The following is a 26,246-nucleotide window of genomic DNA, read 5'->3' as shown; positions in this document are numbered from 1 at the left end:
GGCCTTATTCCCCCACCACGGCGTCGAGTGCGCGATTGTGCAATCCCGGATACTTGAGCGACTCCGTGCTTTCCACGCCGGTTGCCGGGCCTTTCTTCATCATTTTGAGCATGTAATAAACGCCGGTTCCGAACACCAGGAAATAGACGATCACGAAGATCAGCAGCGAAACGCCCGCCTGCTGGGCGCCAATCGGCGACACGGAATCGATCGTGCGCATCACGCCATAAACGGTCCACGGTTGGCGGCCCACCTCGGTGGTGATCCAGCCGGCCAGCAGCGCGACGATGCCGGACGGCCCCATGCAAAAGACCAGCCACTGGAACCAGCGCGTTTCGTAGAGCCGCCCGCCGCGCCGCAGGATCAGGCCCAGCACGGCGGTCAGCAGCATCAACATGCCCAGCCCCGCCATGATGCGAAAGGTCCAGAACACGATGGGCGAGTAGGGGCGGTCCTGCGGGGCGAATTCCTTGAGGCCGCGGATTTCGCCGTCCCAGCTATGGGTGAGAATCAGGCTGCCAAGGTGGGGAATCTGGATCGCGTAGCGCGTGACTTCGGCGTTCATATCGGGCAGGCCGACGAGATTGAGCGCGGTGCCGCCATGCTCCGTTTCCCAAAGTCCTTCGATCGCCGCGATCTTGGCCGGCTGATATTCGCGCGTATTCAGACCGTGCGCGTCGCCCACCACGATCTGGATAGGGGCGAGAAACAGCAGCATCCAGAGCGCCATCGAAAAGCTGCGCTTCACCGGCATGTCGCGCCGTCCCTTGAGCAGATGCCAGGCACCGCACGCGGCGACGATAAACGCCGCAACGATGAATGCCGCAATCGTCATATGAGCGAGACGGAAGGGGAACGATGGATTGAAGATGATCTTCCACCAGTCCACCGGAACGATGCGGCCGTTCTGGATCGCATAGCCTTGCGGCGTCTGCATGAAGCTATTGGACGAGAGAATCCAGAAGGTGGAAATCAGTGTGCCGATAGCCACCATCACGGTGGCGAAGAAATGCGCCCTTGGACTCACACGGTTCCAGCCAAACAACATCACGCCGAGAAAACCCGCTTCCAGGAAGAAGGCGGTAAGCACTTCATAAGTGAGGAGCGGCCCGGTGATATTGCCCGCCACGGTGGAAAAGCCGCTCCAGTTGGTGCCGAATTCGTACGCCATCACCACGCCCGACACCACGCCCATGCCAAAGCCCACCGCGAAGATTTTCGACCAGAAGCGGTACATGTCCTTGTATGACGCGTCGCCCGTGAGAAGCAAACGCCATTCCAGCACGGCGAGAAAACTCGCCATGCCAATACTGATGGCGGGAAACGCGATATGAAAGGAGACGGTAAACGCAAACTGCAGGCGGGCCAGATGAAAAGCGTCGAAGATATTCATGATTCTCGTGAACTCCTGTTGACGACTTCCAGTGTTTGCGTTTACGAGCGAAAACGCATTACGGTTGCGCGTTCGACGCGCGCACGACCTGGACCGGAACGGATTTGTACGACGGCGTCCCGCTGTCCTTGTCGATGTAATCGAGCGGCACCAGTACGTTGGCTTCGGGGTAATAAGCCGCGACCGACCCTCTGGCAATGCTATACACAATTGCCGTGATGTTCTTCATTTTGAGCACACGGCCCGAGGTGACGGTTTCGATATCGACCAGATCGCCGTGTTCGATGCCGAGAGCGGCCATGTCGTCCGCGTTCATGAAGAGCACGTCGCGCCGCCCGAACACGCCGCGATAGCGGTCGTCCATCGCGTAGATGGTGGTGTTGTACTGATCGTGGCTGCGGATGGTGATGAGCCGCAGCACGTTCTCTGCGCCCAGCACGTCGGCATCTTCCTTGACGCCCTCGTAGACGGAGAACTCTGCCTTGCCCGAGGGCGTGTGCCACTCGCGCCCGGTGGGCGGCAGCGGCAGGCGAAAGCCGCCGGGCTCGCGGATGCGCCGGTTGAAATCCTCGAAGCCCGGCACCGTGCGCTCGATCAGCTCGCGAATCTTGTCGTAGTCGGAGATAAGATCCATCCAGTCGACTTTCGAGTTCGGCATGGTGGCACGCGCCATGCCCGCGACGATGGCCGGTTCGGAGCGCAGCTGGTCGGATGCGGGCTTGAGCTTGCCCGCGGAGGCATGCACCATCGACATCGAATCCTCCACCGTCACCGATTGCCGCCCGCTGCCCTGCATGTCGAGCTCCGTGCGGCCCAGGCACGGAAAGATATACGTTTCCCTCGCCACCAGCAGATGCGTACGATTGAGTTTTGTGCCGATATGCACGGCCAGGTCGAGCGCGGCCATTGCCGGGAATGCCTGCTCCGGATCGGGCAGCGCCACCGCGAAATTGCCGCCCAGGCACAGCAGCGCTCGCGCCTTGCCTTCGATCATCGCCTGCATGGCCTGTACCGCGTCGTGGCCGTGAGCGGCGGGCGGCGTGAATCCGCAGGCGTCTTCGATCAGCTTCAGGAAGGCCGGCGAGGGTTTTTCGGTGATGCCGACGGTGCGGTTGCCCTGCACGTTGGAGTGACCGCGCAAGGGGCAGATGCCCGCGCCGGGCTTGCCGATATTGCCGCGCATCAGCAGCAGATCGGCGAGCAGGCGCACGGTGGCCGTGCCCTTGTTGTGCTGCGTGACGCCCATGCCGTAGGTGACGATCGTGGCGTTGGATTTCGCGTATTCGATCGCGACGTGTTCGAGGTCGGCGCGCGCGAGGCCGCTGGCCTTTTCGATGTCTTCCCAACTGGTGGCTTCCAGGTCCGCCGCGAACGCGTCGAAGCCGTTGGTGTGCGCGGCGATGAAGTCCTTGTCGAGCACGCCGCCTTGCTCCGCCTCCATTTTCAGGAGCGATTTCATCACCCCCTTGAGCGCGGCCGCGTCGCCGCCCGCGTCCACCTGAAAATAGGTCGAGGCGATGCGCGTCGAGCCGAAGGTCGCCATCTCCATCATGCTCTGAGGATCGGCGAAGCGCTCCAGCGCCCGTTCGCGCAAGGGATTGAAGACGATGATCGGCACGTTGCGGCGCGCGGCTTCGTGTAGCGTGCCCATCATGCGCGGGTGATTGGTGCCGGGATTATGGCCGATCGAGATGATAAGTTCGGTCGTATCGAAATCGTCGAGCGACACCGTGCCCTTGCCGATGCCGATCGAGCGCGGCAGGCCCACGCTGGTCGGCTCGTGGCACATGTTCGAGCAGTCGGGGAAATTGTTGGTGCCGAATTCGCGCGCGAACAGTTGGTAGAGGAACGCGGCCTCGTTCGAGGCGCGCCCGGAGGTGTAGAACTCCACCTGATCGGGCGAGAGCGTGCGCAGTATTTCGCCGATGCGCGCGAAGGCGTCTTCCCAGTCGACGGGGCGCAGGGTGTCGGAGGCGCGGTCATAGACCATCGGGTGCGTGAGCCGGCCCATGTCTTCCAGCTCGTAATCGGTCTTTTGCAGCAGCGAGGTGACGGTATTCGCCGCGAAGAAGTCGGGCGTGACGCGCTTCGTGGTGGCTTCCCAGGTCACTGCCTTGGCGCCGTTTTCGCAGAACTGGAAGGTCGAGCGATGTTCCTTGTCTGGCCACGCGCAGCCGGGGCAGTCGAAACCGTCGGGCTGATTGGTTCGCATCAGCGTAATCGGCGCTTCGATGCTTTCCATCTGGTCGCGAATCGCCTGGGCGGTGGCCTTGAGCGCGCCCCATCCGCCTGCGGGACCGGTGTAGGGATGGACGCCGGGCACATCACGTAGTTTCGTCATGGGAAACTCCTCGGGTTTTCCGCGCGCGCGGCTAAATGTCTAAATGTCGGCTAGGTGGCTCTTGGATATCGATAAAACGCCGCACCGAAAGCGGGCAAGTGGCTGAAGCATCGAACCGCCGGTGCCTGGGTTTCAGTTTAGATAGTGAACTTCCCGAAACAAGAAATAAATGAAAGGTTCTTAATTGCCGGAATTTTCCCAATTGCGTTTTCCGGAAAGGCGATATGTCCTTGAAAATACATCGTTATTGCGCTTGATTCACTTCGCAATATTTTTCAAAGACATTTCATTGCCAAATTGTCAGCGGAATGCGCAGGCATGACGCCGAACGGGGGTTGCATGCCATGAAAGGCAGATAGCCGCCATCCCATTCTAGGGAGAGGGCGGCCTCGCGTGAACAGCGGCACAGCCGATACAAGGTATCGGTTGCGGTCTTGCGCGTGCTAGTGCTCGACCGGTACGACCTTGCCGCGGAACAGGTGATACTGATAGAGGTTGTAGCCAATCATGATCGGGAACACGATGCCGATCCCGAACAGCATGAAGGTGAGGGTCGTCGCGTCCGAAGCGGCGTCCGCCACCGTGAGTTGTCCCGGCACGATGTAAGGAAACATGCTGATTGCAAGGCCCGCGAACGACAGCACGAACAGCAGCGTCGCGCCCACGAATGGACCGTGCTCGCCGCGCATGTGAATCGAATACAGCGTATAGACGAACGCGAGCGCAGCCAATATGCCGAGTGCGATCAGCAGGTGGAATACGCCGTGATCCTGCCAGCGCGTGATGCCGACGGGGCTGAGCTTGAGTGTTGCGAGCGACACCACCAGCGCGGCCGCCACGGTCGTAAATACCGCGATGATCGCATGGCTGCGCGAACGGCTTTCGACCGCGCCGGTGGTCTTTTTGATCAACCACGTCGCGCCGAGCAGGCAATAGCCCGACACCACGCCGATGGCCGTCACGATCACAAAGCCCGTGCTGGCAAGTCCCGGCACGAAGCCGGTGAGGATCTTGCCCAGTACCACGCCTTGCGAGATGGCCGCCAGCAGGCTGCCGAAACCGAATACGCGGTCCCACACGAGCTTGCTCGTATGCGCGGCGTGACGGAATTCGATGGCGGCGCCGCGCATGATGAAGCTGGCGATCAGCACCATCACCGGCACGTAGAGGTCCGAGAGGATCTCCGCGTAGGCGGCGGGAAATGCACCGAAGAGCGCGCCTCCCAGTGCGACGAGCCAGGTCTCGTTGGCGTCCCAGACATGGCCGATCGACTGGACCATGAGATCGCGGTCGGCTTCACGGCGACGCAGCAGCGTGAGGATGCCGACACCCAGATCGAAGCCGTCGGTGACGACGTACAGCACGAGCATCAGGCCGATAAGCCCGAACCACGCATGGTTGAGCAGGTCCTGAGTTGAAGCGGGATTCATGATGACCTCCTGTTCGATGAGTGCGCGCGAGGCGCTTGAAATGCAGTGGCGATCAATAGTCGACGGTGTGCGGCACCGGCTGGTGTGCGCCTTCGACCGGCGGCATCAGCGTGAGATCGGGGCCGCGGCGCAGCCAGCGGCGAGCGAACACGAAGAACGAACTGATCAGCAGCACGAAGAAAATCGCGAACATGATCATGCTGCCCGTGATTGCCCCGGCGGGAATCGCCGAAGCGGCGTGATCGGTGCGCAGCAGTCCGTAGACTACCCACGGCTGGCGGCCCACTTCACGCACGATCCAGCCGCATTCCACCGCGATATAGGGCAGCGGAATCGCCAGCATCCAGGCGAGCAGCAGCTTGCGTTGCGCGAGCAGCTTTTCCAGATGACCACGCGATTTGTTGAAGGCGTAGAGCGTCCAGAACGCAAGAACCATAAACAGGAAGCCGATACCGGCCATCGCTCGGAACGCGTAATAGAGCAGCGGCAGCATGGGCGGCTGGTCCGCTACCGGAATATCGCGCATGCCGGTGACTTTGCCGTGCAGACTATGGGTACCCAGAATACTCAACATGCCGGGCACTTCGAGCGACCAGTCGTTGCCTTGCTTCGCGGCATCGGGCCAGGCGAGCAGCGACCAGCTTGCGCCCGTGCCCGGCGCGTTGGTCTGCCAGTGCCCTTCGATCGCTGCGCCTTTGGCAGGCTGCGTTTCGAAAACGTCCACGCCGCTCGAATCGCCGAGCCAGATCTGCACGGGCGCGACGAAGGCGAGCAGCAACAGCGCGAGCTTGAACGAGCGCACGAAGAATTCCGGGTTGCGGCGCTTGAGGAGGTAATAGGCGGAAATGCCGGCGATCACGACCAGACCTGTTTCGAGCGCTGCGAACCACATATGCGAGACGCCCCAGTACATGTCGGGATTAAAAATCGCCTTCACATAGTCGGTCACGACGAGCTTGCCGTTCACCAGCGCGACACCGCGAGGCGTTTGCAGCCACGAATTCGCAACCATGATCCAGAATGCCGAAAGCGACGAACCCAGCGCGACCATGGCCGTGGCGAACAGATGCACGCCTTTGGGCACGCGGCCCCAGCCGAGCATCATGATGCCGACGAAACCTGCTTCGAGCATGAAGGCCATCGCGCCTTCGAAGCCGAGGATATTGCCGAAGAACTGTCCCGTGTATTGCGAAAACGGTCCCCAGTTGGTGCCGAACTGGAATTCCATCGGAATGCCGCTGACTACGCCTACAGCGAAATTGAGGATAAGCAGCTTGCTCCAGAAACGCGCGTGGCGATACCAGACGACGTTGCTGGTCTTGACCCAAAGGGTTTCGACAACGAGCAGGAAAGCGGACAGGCTGATCGTGAGGATCGGCCAGAGTATGTGGAAAATCGCGGTCATGGCAAATTGACCGCGCGCCAGATTCAGGGCTTCGACAGACATGAGACTCACCAGGCGGGGTTGAATGACGGCCGCAAGTGAAAGGGCGGCCGTCGAGGAATCAGAAAGCGGGCAGTTCGAGCGGCTCGGAGGAGGCGTGCAGCAGCACGGGGATCGACTTCGAGGTGGGCGTATTGCACACATCGCCAACGCTCGAAAGCGGCACCAGCGGATTGGTCTCGGGGTAGTAAGCGCCGATACAGCCGCGTGGAATGTCGTACTCCACTAGGCGGAAGTGATCCGCGCGGCGTTCGACGCCGTCGTCCCATACGGTGCTCATATCGACCCAATCGCCATTCCTGAAGCCCAGCATGGCGATATCGGCGGGATGGATGAAGACCACGCGACGCTGGCCGAACACGCCGCGATAGCGGTCGTCCAGCGCGTAAATCGTGGTGTTGTACTGGTCGTGCGAGCGCGTCGTCATGAGCGTCATCAGGCGCTCGCCGTGCTGCGCCTTGGCGCGCGCGATCGGCGTGTCCTGCTGCACGGGATGCACGATGAAATTGGCCTTGCCCGTGTCGGTCTTCCAGTCGCGCTCGCGCGAGGCCACGCGCAGATGGAAGCCGCCCGGATGCTGGATGCGCGCGTTGTACTGATCGAAGCCCTCGATCGTCTGTTCGATGGCGTCGCGGATCTTCGCGTAATTGCCGGCGTGGCCGAGCCAGTCCACCTTGGCGTCGCCCAGCGTGGCGTGCGCGATATTCGCGACGATGGCCGTCTCCGACATCAGATTCGGCGAGGCCGGCTTGTTCATGCCGTAGGAGATGTGCACCATGCTCATCGAGTCTTCCACCGTCACGCCCTGGGCGACGCCGTTCTGCACGTCGATTTCAGTGCGCCCGAGCGTGGGCAGGATCAGCGCGTTTTCGCCATGCACGAGATGGCTGCGGTTGAGCTTGGTGGTGATGTGCACGGTGAGCCTGCACGAGCGCAGGGCATCGAAGGTGCGCAGCGTGTCGGGCGTCGCCATGGCGAAGTTGCCGCCCAGCCCCATGAACACCTTGACTTCGCCTTCGATCATATGCTCGACGGTTTCCACCACATCGAGCCCCTGCTCGCGCGGTGGTTCGAAGTCGAACACCTTGCCCAGACGATCGAGAAACGCCTGGGAAGGCTTTTCCTCGATGCCGACCGTGCGGTTGCCCTGCACATTGGAATGGCCGCGCACAGGGCACAGCCCCGCGCCTTCACGGCCGATATTGCCGCGCATCATCAGCAGGTTGGAGAGCATGTGCACCGTCTGCACCGAATGCTTGTGCTGCGTGATGCCCATGCCCCATGTTGCGATCACGCGCTTGCCATTGGCGTAAATGCGCGCGAGGCCCTCGATGTCTTCACGCGCCACGCCCGATTCCGCTTCGAGCAGCGGCCAGCTTTCGTTGCGCAGATCTTCTGCGAAGGCGTTGAATCCCAGCGTGTGCTGGGTGATGAAGTCGAGATCGATCACGCGTTCGGTGCCGTTTTCGAGCGCCTCGTCGTCCAGTTCGATCAGGCGCTTGGCCACGCCTTTGATGAGCGCGAAGTCGCCGCCGAGCTTCGGTTGAATGAAGGTCGAGGCGATTTTCGTGCTGCCGAAGGTGATCATCTCCAGCGGGTGCTGCGGGCTGGTGAAGCGTTCGAGTCCGCGCTCGCGCAGCGGATTCACCGACACAATCGTCGCGCCGCGCCGTGAAGCCTCGCGCAGTTCGCCGAGCATGCGCGGATGGTTGGTCGCCGGATTCTGGCCGAAGATAATGATGGTGTCGGCGAGTTCGAAGTCTTCAAGCGTCACCGTGCCCTTGCCGATGCCAACCGTGGTCGGCAGGCCCCGGCTGGTGGCCTCGTGACACATGTTCGAGCAGTCGGGAAAATTGTTGGTGCCGTACATGCGCACGAACAGCTGATAGAGAAACGCGGCTTCGTTGCTGGCGCGACCTGACGTGTAGAACGCGGCTTCGTCGGGCGAATCGAGTTCGTTGAGGTGTTTCGCGATCAGCGCGAAAGCGTCGCGCCATGCAATGGGTTTGTAGCGGTCGGTGAGGGCGTCGTACACCATCGGGTCGGTGAGGCGGCCGTGCTGTTCGAGTTCATGGTCGGTCTGCTTCATGAGCGACTCGACCGTATTGGCTTCGAAGAAGGCGGGCGTCACGCGTTTGGTGGTCGCTTCGGCGGCCACGGCCTTCACGCCGTTTTCGCAGAACTCGAACGTGGAGGCGTGTTCGCGGTCGGGCCACGCACAACCCGGGCAGTCGAAGCCGTCAGGCTGATTCTGCTTGAACAGTGTGCGGTAATTGCCGCCCGACACGCGCTCCTTGATCAGATTGATGGCGACATACTTGAGCGCGCCCCAGCCCGCGGCCGGATGGTGATAGGCCTCGATTTTGCCCTTGGGTTTCAGCTTGTCCATTACGCCTGGCTCCGTTGTCGTTTGCGCGGTCTCGGGAGAGTTCCGCGAGCTATGCGCAAGCGTAAAAGTTATGGGCCATGCGCAAGACACACAGAAACAGGACATCACTTAGAGTACAGTTTCGCCCGCAGCAGTACACTGCGTTGGCAGTGCTGCGAGCGGCCTCCGGGGAGAAAGCAGTGAAACTCTATGAAAAGCTCGCGGACGACATCGAAACGCTGATCCGCAAGGGCGTATTCCGGCCAGGCGACCGAGTACCTTCAGTGCGTCAGGCAAGCCAGCAGCATCGCATCAGCATTACCACCGTGATTCGCGCCTATTTGCTGCTGGAAAGTCGTGGCGTACTGGAAAGCCGGCCACAGTCGGGCTATTTCGTGAGCGCGCGCGCGGCCGAAAGCGGCACGCACGCCGACGACCTGCGCCCTAGCCGCCCGGTTGCGGCCTCGGCCGAAGTGGATGTGAGCCGGCTGGTGCTTTCCACACTGCGCTCGATTGGCGCGGACGATGCCGTGCCGCTGGGCTCGCCGTATCCCGATCCCCAACTGTTTCCTTACGAAAAGCTCAACCGCTATTCCACCGCAGTGGGCCGCAAGCGATCGTCGTGGGGCGTCACCCACGCCTTGCCGCCCGGCAGTCCTGAACTGGTGCGGCAGATTGCACGACGCTACCTGGAAAACGGCATGGCCGTTGACCCGAACGAAATCATCGTGACAGTGGGCGCGACCGAGGCAATCAACCTATGCCTGCAGGCGGTTGCCAAACCGGGTGACGTGATCGCAGTGGAATCGCCCACGTTTTACGCGATGCTGCACGCTATCGAGCGTTCCGGCATGAAGGCGATCGAAGTGGCGACGCATCCGGAATACGGCATCGAAGTGGACGCGCTGGCCAGGATCATCGACACGCAGCCGGTTGCCGCGTGCATGGTGATGCCGAATTTTCAGAATCCGCTGGGGTTCCTCATGCCAGACGAACGCAAGCGGGAGCTGGTCGATCTGCTCGCGAGGAACAACATTCCGGTAATCGAAAATGGTGTGTATAACGAACTGTATTTTGGCGATTCACATCCCACTACGCTCAAATCGTACGATAAAAAGGGCATGGTGTTGCATTGCGGATCGTTTTCGAAGAGCCTGACCGCCGCCTACCGCATTGGCTGGGCGATACCGGGACGCTTTCGCGATCAGGTCGAAAAACTCAAGTTTCTGAATACGCTCACCACGGCGGCGATTCCGCAACTGGCGATTGCCGAATACCTGGAGCGTGATGGCTACGAACATCATTTGCGGCGGATTCGCAAGCGTTACGCGCAGCAGGCCAATCTGATGAAGGCGATGGTCACGCGCTTCTTTCCGGCGGGCACGCGCATGTCCAGCCCCGCAGGCGGCTACGTGCTGTGGATCGAATTGCCCGCCAGGGTCGATTCGATGAAGCTGTACGAGCTTGCGCTCGCGCGGGGCATCACGATTGGGCCGGGCAATATGTTCTCGGTGTCGGACAGCTATCGCAACTTCATTCGCCTCAATTACAGCACGCCATGGTCGCCGGAAATCGAGCAGGCGATTATTACGGTGGGCAAGCTGGCGGCGTCGTGCGCGCGTTGAGGGTTGCCGGGACACGCGCTTGTCGCGTGCCGGCATGGTGTCACGTCAGCTGATAATGCGGCCCGGGACGCGCAGCGGGCGGCAAGGCTTCGTCGCAGAGTTCCAGCACCGAGCGCTCGATTGTGAGGGTTATCGCATCGAGCGCGAGGTTGTTCGGCGCAAGACCAAACGGATCGGATATTTCACCGGCAATCGCTTCCAGTGCCAGCAACGTATAGGAAACGAATACGCAGACGAGCGGCGTGGCAAAGCCAATCGAATCGATCAGTCCAAACGGCAACAGCGCGCAATACGCGTACACCGTGCGATGCAAAAGCACGCCATAGGCGAACGGCAGCGGCGTGCTGAGAATGCGCTCACAGCCGCCCACCGTCGCGCCCAGCTCGTTGAGCTGATGGTCGAGCATCCAGAGTTTGGTATCGCAGAGTGCGCCCGCGCGGTTCAGTGCGGCGAGATGGCGGCGCGCTGCGTCGAGCAGCATGACCGGCTGGAACACGCGCGCGGCGAGCGCGGCGGCCTGCTCCGGCCCAAGCAGGCGCGCGAGATCGGCGCCCGGGTCCGAATGGCGCAACTGGTGCTTGAGCGCATAGGCGAACGCGACAAGCAGGCGCGGAATGCGCCGGTTTTCAAATGGCGCGGAACCCGGCGGCACGTAATGACGAAACTGCGAAACCAGCGCGCGGGCCGCGATCAGCGCATTGCCCCAGAGACGGCGCGCTTCCCAATAACGTTCGTAACTTGCGTTGTTGCGAAACGCCAGAAAGATCGTTAGCGCCACGCCGCAGAGCGTAAACGGTGTGGTATTGAGCGGGATTTTTTCGCCGAAGATGCGGCCATGCGTATACATCGCGAGCAGGCTCACGAGCGTCATGAAAGCGAGTTGCGGAATGATGGACTTGAGGACTGAGCCATGCCAGACGAAGAGCATGCGAAACCAGTTCGGCGCGGGGCGGATGATCATGAATGAGCGGTCGAGTGAGGCGTCGAAGCGCGCCGGGCGGCTGCGTGCGCGCACAGTACGGAGGTTCAGAGGTTACGCGTACGTGCACCGGGCGCGTACACCACATCGTTGGCGAATCGACGAGTACAGTGAGGGCGGCGCGCCCCCTTAGCGGATAAAGACGCCGCGGCGTCTTTTCACACTGTTTCTGCTTGAAGTGCCTCGCCGACAAACGCCTTCAAGGTATCGACGATCTTGCGCACGCGCGCCGGCACCGGGCGTTGCGGCCGGATCAGCAGATTCAGCGCGAGCGGCGGCACTTCGTAAGCGGGCAGCACGCGCACGAGGCGGCCCCCGGCGATCGCGGACATGGCCGCCGGTTCCTCCAGCACGCCGATCCCCACGCCTGCCAGCACCATTTCATACATCGGCCGCCAATGCGTGGTTTTAATCGCAGTCCGAATCATGGCGCTCTCGACAACGTTCGCATCGGACGAAAGAGGCAACTGATCCGCGTCGAAACTGCCTTTGACGCGAATGAAACTGTGATTGACCAGTTGCGCCGGCGAGACAACCGGATCGTGCTGTTTCAGATACGCGGGCGACGCCACCAGCAGCCGGCGAATCTGCCCAAGCGGCCAGGCGATATACGCGCTGTCACCCAGTGGCCCGAGACGAAACGAAATATCCACGCCCTCGGTCACGAGATCGGCGATCTTGTCGTTGAGTGCGAGTTCGATATCGAGGCGCGGATAATCGGTCATCACGCGTTTTAGCCCTTCCGGCAGTATCGTCTCGCCAAAACAATGGGGCGCGGCAATGCGGATCGTCCCTTTGACGATCTGCTCGTCGTTGGCCACTTCGGCCAGCGCCTGCTCGACTGCGCCGAGCACGGTTTTGCTGCGTTCGTGGAAAATCGAGCCTTCCGGCGTGCATTGAAATGTGCGCGCGTTACGCAGCAGCAATTGGCAGCCAAGGTACTTTTCCAGTCGCTCGATGCGCTCGCTCACGGCGGGCTGTCCGATATCCAGATCGCGCGCCGCACCGGAAATACTGCCGCGCTCCACCACTCTCACGTAGATCCGCATGGCTTCCAGCAGGTTCACGCGCCGCTCCCTGGCACGCGCCGCATGCTTGCCGGCGCTCGCTGGCGCGGATAGGCCATGACTCGACATATGACTCCTTTCATGCTTCAGACTCCTGGATGGGAACACCTCCCGGTTGGTCGGCGTCATCATGGAAAGAGATTAAAAGAGCACAGTCGATGCCGGTAAGCACACATTGGCCCGGTTCGGCAGAGTACAGTTTTCCCCTGAAGCCGCGCTTCGCGCCCGTTCTCCGCGAAAACGGGGATTGTCCGGTTAGGGCAGTGCGATACGATATGCGTCTCGCAACGGGGTGCGCTGCGCCGTCGATAATTTCAAAACGCTTTCACGCCCGTCCTGACCTGCTTTTCCATCGCTACCGGGATCAAGCCTGTTCATGCCTAGCGCCGTCGCTCTGTTGGGGACCCTGATCGTCTCTTGTCTGATGAGTGTGGCCATCCTGGGGTCACTGGCCCGCACTGCGCTGCCGGGCGTGATCCGCTGGTGTCTGGGCTATGCGATGCTGGCGGTGGCGTCTGCGTGGATCCTGATTGCCGGCACGCGCGGCGGTGCGATCACCATCGTCGGGGTTTCGTTCGCCACGATGGGCGCGGTGCTGTTGCTGGTGCAGGGCACGCGATCTTTCTTCGGCGCGCCTGCCGTGCGTCGCGACGAGGTGCTGGCGTTGGCGTTGCTGTGCGCCGCGCTCGCGTACTTCACGCTGGTCTCACCCAAGGTCGGCGCGCGGGGCGTGTTGATCTCCCTGGGGCTGATCTACGGGCGCATCGCCGTGGGCGTGCTGGCGCTGCGCCATGCCAGCGGCGAACGCACGCGCTACGCCTGCCGCCTGATTGCGGCTTCCGCCTGGCTTGGCGCGCTGTTTTATTTCGCGCGTATCGCCGTGATTGTCTTTGGCGTCGCGCCGACCCTCTCGTTCATCCAGCCTTCGCCATGGAATGTGGTGTTGCTCGGGCTGGCGATCGTTACCTTGCCCTGCATGTCCACGGGCATGGTGATGCTTGCGCACGCACGCATCCTCGAACGCATGGAAAAGCTCGCGACCACCGACGAACTGACGGGCGCGCTGACGCGTCGCGCATTCATGGAACGGGCCAACGCCTTGCTCTGCGAGGTTCGCGCGCGTGGCGGCCTGTTATCGATTGCGATTCTGGATATCGACAAGTTCAAGGCCGTCAACGACAGCTTCGGCCACGCGGTGGGGGACCGGTTGCTCGCGCAGGTTTCGTCGGCCATTGCCGCTCAACTGCGCGCGTGCGATCTGTTCGGGCGGCTGGGCGGCGAGGAGTTCGCGGTCGTCTTTGCCTATGCGGACAAGGACGATGCGCTAAGGATGACGAACGAATTGCGCGGCGCGGTCGAACGCTCGTCGGCGGACGGCGTGAGCTGTACGCTCAGTGCGGGCGTCGACGGCATCGGCGCGCACGATACGCTTGAGAGCGCCATCGTGCGCGCCGACTCCGCGCTGTATGTGGCGAAGGCGTCGGGACGCAATCGCGTCACCGTTGCGAATCTGCCCGAGCTCTCTGGCGCTTAAACGAGTTCGCGCAGCGCCGCGGGTTCGAAACCACGCAGGCTGTCGACCTCGCCGTCACGCACCTTGGCGACCCAGTGTGAGTCGGTCAGCAGCGCACGGCCCACGGCGATCAGATCGAACTCGTTGCGCTCCATGCGTTCGAGCAGGCGGTCGAGGCCGACGCTGGTCGAGCTTTCGCCGCCGAACGCCGCCATGAAATCGCCTGAAAGACCCACCGATCCCACGCTGATGGTGGCCGCACCCGTGAGCTTCTTCGCCCAGCCGGCGAAGTTCAGGCCCGCTTCGCCGTCGATTTCCGGGAATTCGGGTTCCCAGAAACGGCGCTGCGAGCAGTGCAGCACGTTCGCGCCGGCCTCCACCAGGGGTTCCAGCCACTGGGCCATTTCCTGCGGCGTGTGCGCGAGGCGCGCCTTGTAGTCCTGCTGTTTCCACTGGCTCAGACGGATCACGATCGGGAAGTCCGGGCCGACGGCCGCGCGCACGGCGGCGACGATCTCGGCGGCGAAACGCGCGCGCTCGCCGATGCTCGGGCCGCCGTAGCGGTCGTCGCGCTGATTGCTGCCAGACCAGAAGAACTGGTCGATCAGATAGCCGTGTGCGCCGTGCAGTTCGATGGTATCGAAGCCAAGTCGCCTGGCGTCGGCGGCGGCCTGGGCGAACGCCGCAATGGTATCGGCGATATCGGCATCGGTCATCGCGACGCCGCGCGCCACGCCCGGCGCGTCGAGCCCCGAGGGGCTTTCGACCGGCGCATCGGGCACCCAGTCGCTCATGAAGCTCTTGACTGCGCCCGTATGCCAGAGCTGCGGGCCCATCTTGCCGCCCGCCGCATGCACCTCGTCGATCACATGTTGCCAGCCCGAAAGCGCCTGCTCGCCGTGGAAGAACGGAATGCCGGGATCGTTGCGCGAGGCGGGGCGGTTCACGACCGTGCCTTCGGACAGGATCAGGCCCACGCCGCCTTCCGCGCGACGGCGGTAGTAGGCGGCGTTGTGCGCACCCGGAATACCTTCGGGAGCGAACGAGCGGGTCATCGGCGCCATGACGATGCGGTTGGGCAGCGTGAGCGAGCCCACGGTGAAGGGCTGAAACAGGATATCGGACGAGAACGACGGCATGGAAAAAGGACTCCGTGTCGATTGAAGCGGTTATATCGATTGGCGTTGCCTGAAATCCGGCGGCATTCAATGCAACTCGTGAGAGGGCTCGCCGTGGAATTCAGCCGCACCCCGAATGGTATATTCTGGATACCAGACGTCAATAACGCACTTTGTTTCGCCCAGGTATCTTTGAGGAAACCATGCCCGACTGCCGAAAGCATTTTTCTGTGAATTGTCCGAGCCGCTTGCTGTTCGACCAGATCGCCGACAAGTGGTCGATGATGATCCTGACCGTGCTCGATGGCGGCCCGCTGCGCTTTAACGCCATCAAACGTCTTCTGGAGGGCGTCACGCAAAAAGCGCTTACGCAATGCCTGCGTCGGCTGGAGCGTAACGGGCTAGTGTCGCGCCGGGTGATTCCGGTGTCGCCGGTGGCGGTCGAATATGAAATTACGCCGCTCAGGCGCTCGTTGCAGGCGCCGTTCAAGGCGCTGTACGGATGGACGCTGCGCAATATGGATGCCGTGGAAGCGGCGCGCGCGGAATTCGATGCACGCATGGAAAGCGCCGGCTAGCGTTGTGTGATGCCGCGTTGCGCCTGCGGCAATGCGCAACGCGGAAAATGGCATTGACAAGTCGCGTCCTTATAATTAACGTTCGTTCACTGAACGGTCGTTCGATAAAGGAGACAGCATGACAGACAGCGCGCAGCCGAAGGTCGTACTCGTGATTGGCGCAGGCGACGCCACAGGGGGCGCAATCGCCGCCAGGTTCGCACGCGAAGGCTATATCGCATGCGTAAGCCGCCGCTCGGCGCAAAAGCTGGAGCCGCTTGTCAATCGCATCCGCGAGCAGGGCGGCCAGGCTTATGGTTATGGCAGCGACGCGCGCAACGAAGAGGATGTCGTCGCCCTGATCGAACGCGTGGAAGCCGAACACGGGCCGATCGAAGTCATGGTGTTCAATATCGGCGCGAACGTGCCGTGCAGCATCCTGGAAGAGAGCGCGCGCAAGTACTTCAAGATCTGGGAGATGGCCTGTTTCAGCGCATTTCTCAACGGCCGCGAAGTGGCAAAGCGGATGGTGGCGCGCGGCCGCGGCACGATCCTGTTTACCGGCGCTACGGCAAGCCTTAGAGGCGCGGCGAATTTCGCGGCATTTGCCGGTGCAAAGCATGCGCTACGCGCACTCGCGCAGAGCATGGCCAGGGAGTTGGGACCCCGAAACATTCACGTTGCGCATGTGATCGTCGATGGCGCGATCGACACCGAATTCATTCGCACGACGTTTCCTGAACGCTACGCCCTGAAAGAGCAGGACGGCATTCTCAATCCCGATCACATCGCCGAAAATTACTGGTATCTGCACCAGCAGCCGCGCGACGCCTGGACCTTCGAACTGGATCTGCGCCCGTATCTGGAGCGCTGGTAATGCATCTGCGCGTGGTCGTGCGACGGCCCGGTACACGCCATGCGAAGGTTATTTGAGTGTGTCGAGATCCAGGGCTTCGGCGAGAAAGCGGCGGCTCGAAGCAAGGATGTCGCGGCGCGTGCGCTCGCTTTCAACCGTGCGGGCAAGCAGCAGCGCGCCGACGCATTGAGCGATCACTGCCCAGGCGGTATCCGGATCGTCGATCTGGGAGCCCCAGCTTTTCTGGATGCGTTTGAGCGATTTCTCGACTGCAGCGCGCGCCTGCGGCGTGGCGCGAGCGATTTCCGCACCGAGCGCCGGCAATGCGCAACCCGATTCCGGATGCAGCGCGTGGGACGTGCTCAGATAACTGCGCAGGCGTTTCGCGAGATCGTCATCGGCGGCATTGTCGCGGCTGGCGAGCAGGTCGGCGCTATTGGACGCTTCCTCGCTGACCAGGGCGTCGAAAAGCGCCTGTTTGGAGGGGAAATGCGTATAGAACGCCGCGCCCGTCAAGCCGATCGAAGCCATCAAGGCGTCGATGCCCGTGGTCGCAAAACCGCCTTGTTTCGCGATCGCGCGGCTGCTCTCGATGAGCTTGCGTCGCGTTTCTTCCTTGTGAGTGCTCGAATAACGCATGGCGGCTTCCAGGTTGAACGTCGGGCGAGAATAGCATAACCGTCGTTCAGTTAAAGATAGTTCATCTATGGAGAGAGGGGAGATTGACGATGAACACGGTCGAGTTTTATTTCGATTTTGGCAGCCCCGCGAGTTATCTCGCGTGGACCCAGTTGCCCGCCATCGCGGCGCAATATGACGCGCAACTGATCTATCGTCCGGTACTGCTGGGCGGCATCCATAAGGCGACGAATAACGCATCGCCCGCCGCCGTTGCGTCCAAAGGCGCATGGATGCAGATCGACCTCGCGCGCTTCGCGCGGCGTTATGGTGTCCAGTTTCAGCACAATCCGTATTTCCCGATCAACACCTTGATGCTCATGCGCGGTGCGACGGGCACGCAGATGCAGGACGAAGCGCTGTTCCTGCGCTACGTGGACGTGGTGTATCGCGCGATGTGGGAAACGCCGCGCAATATGGCCGACCCGGCGACGATCGGCGCAGTGCTCGCGGCGGGCGGCGTGGACGCATCCTTGCTGCTGGATTTGACGCAGCGTCCCGACGTAAAGGAAAAGCTGAAGCTGGACACGGAGGCGGCGGTGGCGCGCGGGCTCTTCGGTGCGCCGACCATGTTCGTGGGCGACGAGATGTTCTTCGGGCAGGACAGGCTCGACTTCGTCAAGGAAGCGCTGGCCTAGTACGTTGCGCGTGCGGGGTTATCGACGCGCAATCAGCGGCCGCAGCGCGTCGATCAACTCAGTGCTGCCACGGCAAACCGTGCCGTTCGGTTCGACATCGACCAGAGCGCCTTCGTTCTGGGCGTCGTTGGCCTTGATGAGAAGCCCGGCGAGGCTTGCGCTCATGCTGCGCTCGAAGGTTGCCTGCCATTGCGAGCGAGGCAAGGCCCGGGCATCGATAGCGCGGTCCAGTAACTGGCTCAAAGCGGCGGCAACATCATGGACGCAATAGCGTCGTGGCCCTTCCGCATGGAAGATTTCAATGTCCTTCCCGCTGGCAGGCCGCAACCAGAGCTCGGCTGCAATGCGGCCTGCATCCGGCGCTGAAATTGTGGGAAACAGTTTATCGAGCGGGTCATGAAAGCTGGGCAATGTCCCGGTTGCGATGGCGACGGGAATCACCCGTCGCCAGCCTTGCATATGTTCTGCTGATCGCAGCACCAGCTTTTGCCCCGGAAGTTGGCCCAGGCGCTCCTCGAAAAGTCGAAACACCGTTGGCATGCCGATGTCATGGGCGATATGCGCGCCGTAATCGGAAATCGCCAGAATGCGTTCCGGGCGCACCTGGTTGAGCGCCTGCACGAGGCTTTCGATTGCGCGGTGCATCTGCGCCGTCGTGTCTTCGGCTTGCGGGTCTGGCGGGAGAATGACCTGCACATGGCTGGCGTTGCCGATTGCGCTTGCAAGCGCTGCACTTTCCTCTAAATTGGCCACGGCGATTTCACAGCCAATTTCGCGTAAGCGCGCGCTTTTTCCGGCATCGCGGACAATCGCCCGCACCGGCAAGCCCGCCTGGCGCAGCGCCGTTGCGCTCGAAAAACCAACCTGGCCCGTCGCCCCAATGATTGCGTACATTTTTGATTCCCTGATTGCGTTGTCAGAGCGCCAAGGTTAGGCAATCGTGCGTGCGGCTTCTTGCAGATTGAGACGAGGCCTTGCAGAATCGGTCCGATTTTTTAGATCGGTCGAGCGATTGCGCCGGGCGTCTGGCCTAGGACGCGCCGCATCGTGGTCGTCATATGGCTTTGATGCGCAAAGCCAGAGGCGAGAGCGACTTCGCTTGCCGGCATCTTTGTTGTAGCCATCAAGGTGCGGGCGTGTTCGACGCGGCGACGGATAACGTATTGATGCACGGACAACCCCGTGCTATTGCGAAACAGGAACTTCAGGCGCGTCGCGCTGAGACCCGCAACGGTCGCAAGGTGGGCGACGTGCAACTGCTGATCGAGGTTTTGGCCGATGAAATCGGTCAGCAGCTGTAACTGTCGCGCCGACATTTTGAGTGCGGGCGCTGGCTGTGGGAGAGTGCAATTGTCGCTGGCGGCATCGAATAGCCGGATCACCAGCGCGCTTGCGAGGTGGTCGATATAAAGCGGATCGGAAGGCGTGTCGGCTTCGAGTTCAGCCTTGATCGCCGCACCGATGGCTTCGATGCGAGCATCGCGAAGCTGCATATGCGGAACCAGTGCGATGGTCGACGCATCCTTGTCCAGATCCCCGGCGACGCGATCTACCAGCGCTTGAGGCAGAGACAACGTGAGTATCTGGCATTGTGCGTCGTCCTCCCAGGAGGAGTCCATTCCCGCCGGCACGAAGCCGATGTCGCCCTGCTTTTGCACGCGACGCAAACGCTTGCCATCGCAGGTGCAATCCGCGTAGACGGGCGGCCCGTAGTGCAGGCCCAGGGTGTGCCGCTCGCGGCCCGGGATGCGCGTCAAACCGCGCGGAATTCTCACGAGCGCAGCGTCCAGCCCATCCCAGCCTTTTCCTGCGCTCGAATGGAGAACTTCAGGTGCCTGCAAGAGTGTCGAAGAAGTCATGGCCGGAAGTGTCCTGAGGGGTGACGGCTGGCAACGGGTGGTGATCAGGTCGCAAAAAAGGGCGTGGTCGTTCACATTGCCTGTTTAGCGCAGCATAGCCGGGAAATCGACCGGCCGTTGATGAGAGGCCGGTGAGCGCCGCGAAGCGCCCGCGAACACGATGCGGTGGTTCGATGTTCGCCATTGGCTCACGGCAAATATTCGCGATCCTGACCAGCCGGCTGAAAATCACGCGCGCCGGATTAAATGCTTGGCCCGGTAATCAGTACGCTGCGAGCAAATCAAGCCCGTCGGGCAATTCTTTCCGGCGAAATACAAGGTAACGTTACGCGATTTTTGAGGGTGGAACTTTAAGGCGGCTGGGGTTTATTGTACGAACCAATTACAAGTTTTGGCCCTTCGCCTGAGAGGAAATCCGCCATGAAGAAAACTCTGATCCTTGCTGTTTCCATTGCCGTGACGGCAGCCGCTTCGCTGCAGGTACGCGCCGAGGAGCCGCATGCGCCGCCGCCCGTTCGCGCTCCTCTGTTCGCCGGCGATCTGGGGCCGGTTCCGCCGTTCCATGGTCCAGACTTCGACGTCATCAACGATCTTGAGCAATTGCGTCGGCTCTACAGCCTGTCGGGGCGGCCTGGCGACATCGTCGCGGTCTATCACGAGGTGCTGGACAAGTCGCGCAATCCTGCGGTGCGTCGCTTCGCTTACGACGCTTTGGCGCGCGAACAACTGAAGCCTTCCGACCCCTCAGCCGCCATTGCAACGCTGCATGCCAGCCTTGAAGAGGATGTCGATCGCGCCAACAAGACGCCGCATTTCGAACCCGGTCAAAAGCAGAACGCTGCGCATCCCTGATTCGCCAGGTAGGCGCACCGGTATCGATTCAGCCGATGCGCGTCGAAACTGTCGACGGATGTCGCTCGCGTGACACTCACCAATGCTTACTGGAATTTTCTTTCTGTAATTCGCGAGAAAGGAAATAAAAATATTGCGTGAATCCGCGCCATTCAATCCGGGTTGGCAATACGCACTCGCTCAGGAAATCCACCAGCGCGCGAATCTTCGGCGATAGATGCCTGCTGGCAGGCCAAAGCACGTGCACGACGCCGGGACGTTCGACGTCATCCGTTAACACCGCGCGCAGGCGGCGGCGAGGCGCGGCGCTCGCCTGTGAGATTTCCATCTGCTCCGCTTCGATCTGCGCGGGAATGCGGCGGCTTCGGCGCAAAGATCCGCCTCAGGCTTCGACTGAATAGTCGCTGCGCCAACGGCAACGCGGCACGTTCGCTGTCATCGAACGTGCCGGGTTGCGCGTAGTCGTCCCGCAGCTACTTGGAGCGCTGCGCGAGTTCTCTTAGCGCATGCCGCCGCTGGCGACGATATGCTCGCCCGTCAGCCACTTTGCGTCGTCCGAGGCGAGGAAGACCGCAATCGACGCAATGTCGTCCGGTGAACCCACGCGGCCGAGCGGAGTCTGGCTGACCGCCGCCGTTTCGAATTCCGATCCGATCACGCCAGCGCTTTGTGCGCCTTCAGTCACGATCACGCCCGGATTGATGGTGTTCACACGAATCTTTTTCGGCCCGAGCTCGCGTGCAAGCGCGCCGCTGATGGCGTCCACCGCGCCTTTGGTGCCGCTATAGACGGCAGTCGTGGCGGGGGTGATCGTCGAAACCACCGAACTGATATTGATGATGCTCGCGCCTTCGCCAAGGTGTTTCGACGCAGCCTGTGTAGTGAGCAGCACACCGAGTACGTTGATATCGAACTGTCTGCGATATTGATCTTCGGTGAACTCTTCGATGGGCCCGAATTCGTACACGCCCGAGTTATTCACGAGAATATCGAGGCGCCCAAAGGTTTCGACCGCGGCGTCGATGATGCCTTTTGCGTCGGCGGCCTTCGACACGTCGCCGCCCACGGCAACCGCCTTGCCACCCGCCGAAGTGATTGCCGACACAACGGTATCCGCACCGGCTTTGCTGCTCGCGTAGTTCACGACGACCGACGCGCCTTCGGCCGCCAGTGCTTTCGCGATCCCTGCGCCAATGCCTTTCGACGCGCCGGTGACGACGGCCACTTTGCCTGAAAGCTTGCCCATGATGGTTTACCTCGCTGTGAGTGATTGCGTTGAAGCGGACCGGCTTGATGTCTTGCGTCACCAGTTTGCCGGCGCGTCTTGCAAATCTAGACAGTCGCGGCGCAGCGATAAAGGCGCGCAAAATGAATTGAGTGGCTTGATTATCTGAACAATCCGCGAAAACGGCCAAAACGGGGCGCAACCATTGCGGGTGAATCAGGCTGAATCCCAGGCGCTGCGCCGGTTTGCGGCTCCTCGGCGTCTGCTCACGCCAGTTCGCAAATCTTCCATTGGACTTTCGACCTGAAAAATACTTCGTTTGGATGTGCGCTCCGCACCATTAGAGTGCGGGCTGTGCCGCCGGCGTTCGACGTGCGATGACGCAACCAACAAAAAGGAATTCAGACAATGAAGATGAAAATCAGGGGCGCAGTGTTTCCCGCACTGCTGACGGCGTTGCTCGCCCTGGCATCGACTGCAGCGCACGCCGATCGGCTCGACGACATCAAGAAGGCGGGCGTGCTGCGCGTGGCCGCGTTCGACAGCAATCCGCCGTTTGGCTTCGTCGATTCGACCAATAACCAGATCATCGGTCTCGATGTCGATTATGCGCGCGCCGTTGCGAAGAGCCTTGGCGTGAAGCTGGAAGTCCAGCCGACCAACCCGGCGAACCGCATCGCGTTCCTCAAGTCGGGCAAGGTCGATCTGGTGTTTGCGAACTTCACGATCACCGATGGGCGCAAGAAGGAAGTCGATTTCAGCACGCCGTATTTTGCCTCGGGCACCCAGTTCATCGCGAAGAAGGGGGTGCTCAAGTCGCCCGACCAGCTGAACGGCCTGCGCATCGGCGCCGACAAGGGCACCACCAACGAACAGCAGGTGCGTTCGAAATACCCGAACGCGACCATCGTGGCCTATGACGACACGCCGTTCGCGTTCGCCGCGCTGCGCACGGGCAACGTGCAGGCGATCACCCAGGACGGCCCGAAACTGGTTGCGCTGCTCGCGCGCGTGCCGGATAAGGCGAACTACGAGATTCCGGCGTTCACCATTTCCAACGACTATGAAGGCGTGGGTGTGCCGAAGGGCGAAACGCGTCTGCTCGACGCCGTCAACACCACGCTCACGCATCTCGAAGCCGACGGTCAGGCCGCACAGATCTATGACAAGTGGTTCGGCCCGAAGAGCGCCGCGCCGCTGCCGCGTCTGTTCAAGATCGGCGATCCGCAGAAAAACAGCTAATCGGTCACTCTGTCAATTTAACCCGGGCCTTGCTTTGCAGCGGCCCGGGCTTTGTGTTTTCTGTTTCCTGATTCATGCATACCTGGCTTGAACCCAAGTACTTGGCGTGGCTCGAACAGGGCCTTGCCGTCACCGTGTTGCTCAGCGCCTGTGCGGGCCTGTGTGCAACCTTGCTCGGCTTTGTGCTGGCCATCGCGCGCACGGCGCGCAGTGCCGTGGTGTCGCGTACCGCCGCGCTCTACGTGTTCGTGTTCCGCAATTCGCCGCTGCTCGTGCAACTGCTGTTCTGGTATTTCGGCGCGGCAGCGTTGTTGCCGTCGGAATGGATGACGTGGCTCAACACTGCGCACTTCGTCGCATGGGGGGCGCTCACCTTGCGCTGGCCGAGCTTCGAATTGCTGGCGGGCTGGATCGGGCTCACGTGTTATACGACGGCCTTTATCGGCGAGGAATTTCGCGCCGGCATGCGCGGCGTGAACGTCGCCCAGGCACACGCTGCTGCCGCGCTCGGGATGGGGCGCCTGGCGACGTTGCGCTACGTGATCCTGCCGCAGGCGTTGCGCATCGCCACGCCGCCGCTCGCGGGACAGTATATGAATCTCGTGAAAAATTCGTCGCTGGCGATGGCGATTGGTGTGGCGGAACTTTCGTATATGTCGCGCCAGGTGGATACCGAAACGTTCAAGACATTCCAGGCCTTCGGCATCGCAACCCTGTTTTACGTGCTGACGATTGCAGTGATCGAAGTGGCGCTGGTCGTCTGGCAGCGCACCGGTACGCGCGCACTGATGCGAGGTCGCGCGTGACAGGCATCGACTGGCTTCCCACCTTGCGCTATTTGCTGCTGGGAGCGTTCCCGGAGGGGCCGCTCGGCGGCGTTGCGCTCACCCTGGTGCTATCCGTGACATCGGCGCTGCTGGCGGCGCTGATCGGCCTCGCAGGCGGCGTTGCGCTGGCGATGACGCGCGGCGTGGTTCATCTGGCACTCACGGCAATCGTGGCGTTCTTCCGCGCGATTCCCGTGCTGATGCTGATTTTCTGGACCTTCTTCCTGATGCCGATCCTGCTGCACATCGACGTGCCGGGTCTTGCCACCGTCGTGTGCGCGCTCGCGCTGATCGGCGGCGCGTATCTGTCGCATTCGGTCTATGCGGGTATCGAATCGATCGGCGCCGGGCAGCGCGACGCTGCGCTCTCGCTGGGTCTCACGAGATGGCAGGCGCTCAAAGAAGTCGTGCTGCCGCAAGCGGTGCGCGTGATGCTGCCGTCGTTCATCAACCAGTGCGTGTCGCTCATCAAGGATACGTCGCTGGCGTACATCGTCGGCGTGCCGGAGTTCACCTTTCTCGCCAATCAGTTGAATAACCGCTTGATGGTGTATCCCGCGCAGATTTTCCTGTTTGTCGGCTTCGTTTATCTGCTGCTGTGCGGTGCGTTGCAATGGATCGCAAATCGGCTGGTGGGAAAGCGCGCGAACGCGTGGGACGGGAGGTCTCACCCCTAGCCATAAACATCGGAATACTGATTAAATGCAGGGCGTTCGCGCGTTGCCCGATGCCGGTTTACCCGGTCACCGCTTCCTGTATGGCGTCGACCAGGTCTGCATTGCTATGGGCGCGGCCCGCGATGCCCCATGAGCCGTCCGCCGCATAAACGATGTTGGTCCAGATGTGGTCGCGCGTAAGACGGCCGTCGGCTGCGTGTTCAAGAATGGCGGTCGCCTTTTCGGTAAAGGCCTGCTTGGCTTCGGGCGTCGCAAGCGCGATCTGCGGCAGTGTCAGTTCAACAAACGCGGCGGCTGTGGGTTGGCCGGCGGAGAACACCCGGCCGGCCGGGATCACATTGAGCGTCCCGATCACATTGGGCGTCATGAACGCGTTGCCTTCGAGTTGGGCGACGCTCAACAGCGCATGTGTCAAGGCCGCGAAGGTCGGGGCCTCGGTTTCGGCGGACAGCACTCCCTCAGATACGGTCAGCGTAATAGGCATGGCAGATCCTCGTCGGTAAGCGACAGCAGTTAGTGGTATATATGTAGCGACTGCTCTCTATGTATAGACACTGACTGCTCTTTAAGCAAGAAAAAAGAGCAGTCGCTCCGAATGGGAGATCCCATGCGTTACACCGCTGAGCACAAGATCGAAACGCGCAAGCGCATCGTCGATGCGGCGAGCCGCCTGTTCCGGCGCGACGGCTATGGCGGCTCCGGCATCGACGGGCTGACGAAGGAGGCGGGCGTGACAAATGGCGCGTTCTACGGCCACTTCAAGTCGAAGAGCGAGGCATTCCGCACGGTGGTGCTGGCGGGCATGGAACAGTTGCGCTTCGCCGTCGCTGATCTGAGGGCGAGCCACGGCAAACGCTGGCTGAAGACCTTTATTGGCTTCTATCTGGGCCCCAAGCGCACCTGCGATATCGGTGAAAGTTGCGCGCTGCCAAGCTTTTCCCCCGAGATGGTTCGCGCCGACGCCGAAACTCGCGAGGCCTATGAGGCGGAGCTGCTACGCCTGATCGAGGCGGTTGCGGCGGGGCTGGGCGACGAAGCCGCAGCGCAACGCGACGACAAGGCGATCGCGCTGCTGGCGATGTTGTCGGGCGGGGTCACGCTCGCGCGGGCGGTGCCCGATCCGGCGCTATCGAAGCGCATCGCCGACGCAATCGAGCGCTCGGCGCTTGCGTTGACTTGCGCGCCGCGCAAACACGGCTGACCGCACGCTGGCAGACAGCGATTTACGTGGCCAGCGTCGATATTGGAGAAGGGCGCCGATTTTCGCGTCCGGGGCAACGACATCCTGAGCGGCCCGCGCTTGAGCGGGCCGTACGGGCTTACTTGATGAGTCCCTTCTGTCTTCGATAGACGTCGGTGGGCAGCCCGCCCCAGCCCCAGTTTTCCGTTGGCACTTCTTCGATGACGACGAAGGTCGCCTCCAGCGGTTTGTTCAGCACGTCAAGCAGGAGCTGGCTCACGCCCTTGATAAGCTCGGCCTTTTCTTCCGAAGTGACGGAATCCGCGCCTGGGCGGGTGCCTTCGCGGGTGACCTGAATGGTGACGATTGGCATTTGG

25 protein-coding genes are annotated in these 26,246 nt (G+C 61.6%); 10 read left to right on the top strand and 15 right to left on the bottom strand.

Annotated elements, in window-relative coordinates:
- Positions 1–4 precede the first annotated feature (4 nt).
- The 5 genes from F4827_RS20485 to F4827_RS20465 form a co-directional block, all read right to left on the bottom strand.
- Complete coding sequence (locus F4827_RS20485) at positions 5–1,393, bottom strand: cytochrome ubiquinol oxidase subunit I (protein WP_183726474.1); 1,389 nt, start codon at positions 1,391–1,393, stop codon at positions 5–7.
- 58 nt (positions 1,394–1,451) lie between these two features.
- Positions 1,452–3,734, bottom strand: coding sequence for an FdhF/YdeP family oxidoreductase (locus F4827_RS20480; protein WP_183726472.1), 2,283 nt, complete (start codon positions 3,732–3,734; stop codon positions 1,452–1,454).
- A gap of 443 nt (positions 3,735–4,177) precedes the next feature.
- Positions 4,178–5,164, bottom strand: a complete 987-nt coding sequence (gene cydB, locus F4827_RS20475) for a cytochrome d ubiquinol oxidase subunit II (protein WP_183726470.1) — start codon at positions 5,162–5,164, stop codon at positions 4,178–4,180.
- 52 nt (positions 5,165–5,216) lie between these two features.
- The gene (locus tag F4827_RS20470) at positions 5,217–6,611 is read right to left on the bottom strand and encodes a cytochrome ubiquinol oxidase subunit I (RefSeq protein WP_183726468.1); all 1,395 of its coding nucleotides are present in this window, start codon (positions 6,609–6,611) and stop codon (positions 5,217–5,219) included.
- 58 nt (positions 6,612–6,669) lie between these two features.
- Positions 6,670–8,997: an FdhF/YdeP family oxidoreductase gene (locus F4827_RS20465; RefSeq protein ID WP_183726466.1), complete on the bottom strand. Its 2,328-nt coding sequence runs from the start codon at positions 8,995–8,997 to the stop codon at positions 6,670–6,672.
- A 179-nt stretch (positions 8,998–9,176) separates the two neighbouring features.
- Here F4827_RS20465 and F4827_RS20460 point away from each other — a divergent pair, with 179 nt between their 5' ends.
- A complete protein-coding gene (locus F4827_RS20460) occupies positions 9,177–10,601 on the top strand; it encodes a PLP-dependent aminotransferase family protein (protein WP_183726464.1) in 1,425 nt (474 codons plus the stop codon).
- Between the two features lie 40 nt (positions 10,602–10,641).
- Here the strand turns inward: F4827_RS20460 and F4827_RS20455 are convergent, their stop codons facing one another.
- Together F4827_RS20455 and F4827_RS20450 are read right to left on the bottom strand one after the other, a co-directional pair.
- Complete coding sequence (locus F4827_RS20455; RefSeq protein WP_183726461.1) at positions 10,642–11,562, bottom strand: bestrophin family protein; 921 nt, start codon at positions 11,560–11,562, stop codon at positions 10,642–10,644.
- A 176-nt stretch (positions 11,563–11,738) separates the two neighbouring features.
- A complete protein-coding gene (locus F4827_RS20450) occupies positions 11,739–12,647 on the bottom strand; it encodes a LysR family transcriptional regulator (protein WP_183726799.1) in 909 nt (302 codons plus the stop codon).
- 424 nt (positions 12,648–13,071) lie between these two features.
- Here F4827_RS20450 and F4827_RS20445 point away from each other — a divergent pair, with 424 nt between their 5' ends.
- On the top strand, positions 13,072–14,181 hold the full coding sequence (locus tag F4827_RS20445; RefSeq protein ID WP_260175334.1) for a GGDEF domain-containing protein: 1,110 nt from the start codon (positions 13,072–13,074) through the stop codon (positions 14,179–14,181).
- Here F4827_RS20445 and F4827_RS20440 read toward each other — a convergent pair.
- Positions 14,178–15,299 (bottom strand): NADH:flavin oxidoreductase, encoded by a 1,122-nt coding sequence (locus F4827_RS20440; RefSeq protein WP_183726457.1) that lies wholly within the window; start codon positions 15,297–15,299, stop codon positions 14,178–14,180. The two genes, F4827_RS20445 and F4827_RS20440, sit on opposite strands and share 4 nt — an antisense overlap.
- Positions 15,300–15,508: 209 nt before the next feature.
- Between F4827_RS20440 and F4827_RS20435 the strand changes: the two genes are divergently transcribed.
- Both F4827_RS20435 and F4827_RS20430 read left to right on the top strand, forming a co-directional pair.
- On the top strand, positions 15,509–15,856 hold the full coding sequence (locus tag F4827_RS20435; RefSeq protein ID WP_311735601.1) for a helix-turn-helix domain-containing protein: 348 nt from the start codon (positions 15,509–15,511) through the stop codon (positions 15,854–15,856).
- A 118-nt stretch (positions 15,857–15,974) separates the two neighbouring features.
- The gene (locus F4827_RS20430; RefSeq protein WP_183726453.1) at positions 15,975–16,712 is read left to right on the top strand and encodes an SDR family oxidoreductase; all 738 of its coding nucleotides are present in this window, start codon (positions 15,975–15,977) and stop codon (positions 16,710–16,712) included.
- Positions 16,713–16,760: 48 nt separating this feature from the next.
- On the opposite strand, the gene F4827_RS20425 is transcribed toward F4827_RS20430, so the two are convergent.
- On the bottom strand, positions 16,761–17,330 hold the full coding sequence (locus F4827_RS20425; RefSeq protein ID WP_183726451.1) for a TetR/AcrR family transcriptional regulator: 570 nt from the start codon (positions 17,328–17,330) through the stop codon (positions 16,761–16,763).
- Positions 17,331–17,419: 89 nt separating this feature from the next.
- Between F4827_RS20425 and F4827_RS20420 the strand changes: the two genes are divergently transcribed.
- Complete coding sequence (locus tag F4827_RS20420; protein ID WP_183726449.1) at positions 17,420–18,007, top strand: 2-hydroxychromene-2-carboxylate isomerase; 588 nt, start codon at positions 17,420–17,422, stop codon at positions 18,005–18,007.
- Positions 18,008–18,025: 18 nt separating this feature from the next.
- On the opposite strand, the gene F4827_RS20415 is transcribed toward F4827_RS20420, so the two are convergent.
- Both F4827_RS20415 and F4827_RS20410 read right to left on the bottom strand, forming a co-directional pair.
- On the bottom strand, positions 18,026–18,901 hold the full coding sequence (locus F4827_RS20415) for an NAD(P)H-binding protein (RefSeq protein WP_183726447.1): 876 nt from the start codon (positions 18,899–18,901) through the stop codon (positions 18,026–18,028).
- Between the two features lie 101 nt (positions 18,902–19,002).
- Complete coding sequence (locus F4827_RS20410; RefSeq protein WP_311673971.1) at positions 19,003–19,941, bottom strand: AraC family transcriptional regulator; 939 nt, start codon at positions 19,939–19,941, stop codon at positions 19,003–19,005.
- Positions 19,942–20,235: 294 nt separating this feature from the next.
- Here F4827_RS20410 and F4827_RS20405 point away from each other — a divergent pair, with 294 nt between their 5' ends.
- Complete coding sequence (locus tag F4827_RS20405) at positions 20,236–20,718, top strand: hypothetical protein (RefSeq protein ID WP_260175333.1); 483 nt, start codon at positions 20,236–20,238, stop codon at positions 20,716–20,718.
- Positions 20,719–20,794: 76 nt separating this feature from the next.
- On the opposite strand, the gene F4827_RS35455 is transcribed toward F4827_RS20405, so the two are convergent.
- Positions 20,795–21,091, bottom strand: a complete 297-nt coding sequence (locus F4827_RS35455; RefSeq protein ID WP_311673969.1) for a hypothetical protein — start codon at positions 21,089–21,091, stop codon at positions 20,795–20,797.
- A 126-nt stretch (positions 21,092–21,217) separates the two neighbouring features.
- The gene (locus tag F4827_RS20395) at positions 21,218–21,964 is read right to left on the bottom strand and encodes an SDR family NAD(P)-dependent oxidoreductase (RefSeq protein WP_183726445.1); all 747 of its coding nucleotides are present in this window, start codon (positions 21,962–21,964) and stop codon (positions 21,218–21,220) included.
- 387 nt (positions 21,965–22,351) lie between these two features.
- Here F4827_RS20395 and F4827_RS20390 point away from each other — a divergent pair, with 387 nt between their 5' ends.
- From F4827_RS20390 to F4827_RS20380, 3 genes are all read left to right on the top strand, one after another.
- The gene (locus tag F4827_RS20390; RefSeq protein WP_409258832.1) at positions 22,352–23,185 is read left to right on the top strand and encodes an ABC transporter substrate-binding protein; all 834 of its coding nucleotides are present in this window, start codon (positions 22,352–22,354) and stop codon (positions 23,183–23,185) included.
- Positions 23,186–23,259: 74 nt separating this feature from the next.
- On the top strand, positions 23,260–23,991 hold the full coding sequence (locus tag F4827_RS20385; protein ID WP_183726443.1) for an amino acid ABC transporter permease: 732 nt from the start codon (positions 23,260–23,262) through the stop codon (positions 23,989–23,991).
- Positions 23,988–24,689 carry an amino acid ABC transporter permease gene (locus tag F4827_RS20380; protein ID WP_183726441.1) on the top strand — a complete coding sequence of 234 codons (702 nt, stop codon included), beginning with the start codon at positions 23,988–23,990 and terminating at the stop codon, positions 24,687–24,689. Before F4827_RS20385 ends, F4827_RS20380 begins: the two co-directional genes overlap by 4 nt.
- Positions 24,690–24,747: 58 nt before the next feature.
- Here F4827_RS20380 and F4827_RS20375 read toward each other — a convergent pair whose 3' ends face one another.
- The gene (locus F4827_RS20375) at positions 24,748–25,173 is read right to left on the bottom strand and encodes a Tautomerase enzyme (RefSeq protein WP_183726438.1); all 426 of its coding nucleotides are present in this window, start codon (positions 25,171–25,173) and stop codon (positions 24,748–24,750) included.
- A 123-nt stretch (positions 25,174–25,296) separates the two neighbouring features.
- On the opposite strand from F4827_RS20375, the gene F4827_RS20370 reads away from it, so the two are divergent.
- Positions 25,297–25,890 (top strand): TetR/AcrR family transcriptional regulator, encoded by a 594-nt coding sequence (locus tag F4827_RS20370; protein WP_183726436.1) that lies wholly within the window; start codon positions 25,297–25,299, stop codon positions 25,888–25,890.
- 118 nt (positions 25,891–26,008) lie between these two features.
- On the opposite strand, the gene F4827_RS20365 is transcribed toward F4827_RS20370, so the two are convergent.
- Entirely contained in the window at positions 26,009–26,242 is a 234-nt protein-coding gene (locus F4827_RS20365; RefSeq protein ID WP_183726434.1) for a 4-oxalocrotonate tautomerase family protein, read from the bottom strand.
- Positions 26,243–26,246: the final 4 nt, after the last annotated feature.

This window comes from Paraburkholderia bannensis (assembly GCF_014200455.1).
GTDB classification, from domain to species: domain Bacteria; phylum Pseudomonadota; class Gammaproteobacteria; order Burkholderiales; family Burkholderiaceae; genus Paraburkholderia; species Paraburkholderia bannensis_A.
This window is presented reverse-complemented; position numbering and strand designations above follow the sequence as displayed.

Bases quoted from the DNA above. Each gene is read 5' to 3' on its own strand.
- F4827_RS20485 (WP_183726474.1), bottom strand. From the start codon at position 1,393: ATGAATATCTTCGACGCTTTTCATCTGGCCCGCCTGCAGTTTGCGTTT.
- F4827_RS20480 (WP_183726472.1), bottom strand. From the start codon at position 3,734: ATGACGAAACTACGTGATGTGCCCGGCGTCCATCCCTACACCGGTCCC.
- cydB (WP_183726470.1), bottom strand. From the start codon at position 5,164: ATGAATCCCGCTTCAACTCAGGACCTGCTCAACCATGCGTGGTTCGGG.
- F4827_RS20470 (WP_183726468.1), bottom strand. From the start codon at position 6,611: ATGTCTGTCGAAGCCCTGAATCTGGCGCGCGGTCAATTTGCCATGACC.
- F4827_RS20465 (WP_183726466.1), bottom strand. From the start codon at position 8,997: ATGGACAAGCTGAAACCCAAGGGCAAAATCGAGGCCTATCACCATCCG.
- F4827_RS20455 (WP_183726461.1), bottom strand. From the start codon at position 11,562: ATGATCATCCGCCCCGCGCCGAACTGGTTTCGCATGCTCTTCGTCTGG.
- F4827_RS20445 (WP_260175334.1), top strand. From the start codon at position 13,072: ATGAGTGTGGCCATCCTGGGGTCACTGGCCCGCACTGCGCTGCCGGGC.
- F4827_RS20440 (WP_183726457.1), bottom strand. From the start codon at position 15,299: ATGCCGTCGTTCTCGTCCGATATCCTGTTTCAGCCCTTCACCGTGGGC.
- F4827_RS20430 (WP_183726453.1), top strand. From the start codon at position 15,975: ATGACAGACAGCGCGCAGCCGAAGGTCGTACTCGTGATTGGCGCAGGC.
- F4827_RS20425 (WP_183726451.1), bottom strand. From the start codon at position 17,330: ATGCGTTATTCGAGCACTCACAAGGAAGAAACGCGACGCAAGCTCATC.
- F4827_RS20420 (WP_183726449.1), top strand. From the start codon at position 17,420: ATGAACACGGTCGAGTTTTATTTCGATTTTGGCAGCCCCGCGAGTTAT.
- F4827_RS20415 (WP_183726447.1), bottom strand. From the start codon at position 18,901: ATGTACGCAATCATTGGGGCGACGGGCCAGGTTGGTTTTTCGAGCGCA.
- F4827_RS20395 (WP_183726445.1), bottom strand. From the start codon at position 21,964: ATGGGCAAGCTTTCAGGCAAAGTGGCCGTCGTCACCGGCGCGTCGAAA.
- F4827_RS20390 (WP_409258832.1), top strand. From the start codon at position 22,352: ATGAAGATGAAAATCAGGGGCGCAGTGTTTCCCGCACTGCTGACGGCG.
- F4827_RS20385 (WP_183726443.1), top strand. From the start codon at position 23,260: ATGCATACCTGGCTTGAACCCAAGTACTTGGCGTGGCTCGAACAGGGC.
- F4827_RS20375 (WP_183726438.1), bottom strand. From the start codon at position 25,173: ATGCCTATTACGCTGACCGTATCTGAGGGAGTGCTGTCCGCCGAAACC.
- F4827_RS20370 (WP_183726436.1), top strand. From the start codon at position 25,297: ATGCGTTACACCGCTGAGCACAAGATCGAAACGCGCAAGCGCATCGTC.
- F4827_RS20365 (WP_183726434.1), bottom strand. From the start codon at position 26,242: ATGCCAATCGTCACCATTCAGGTCACCCGCGAAGGCACCCGCCCAGGC.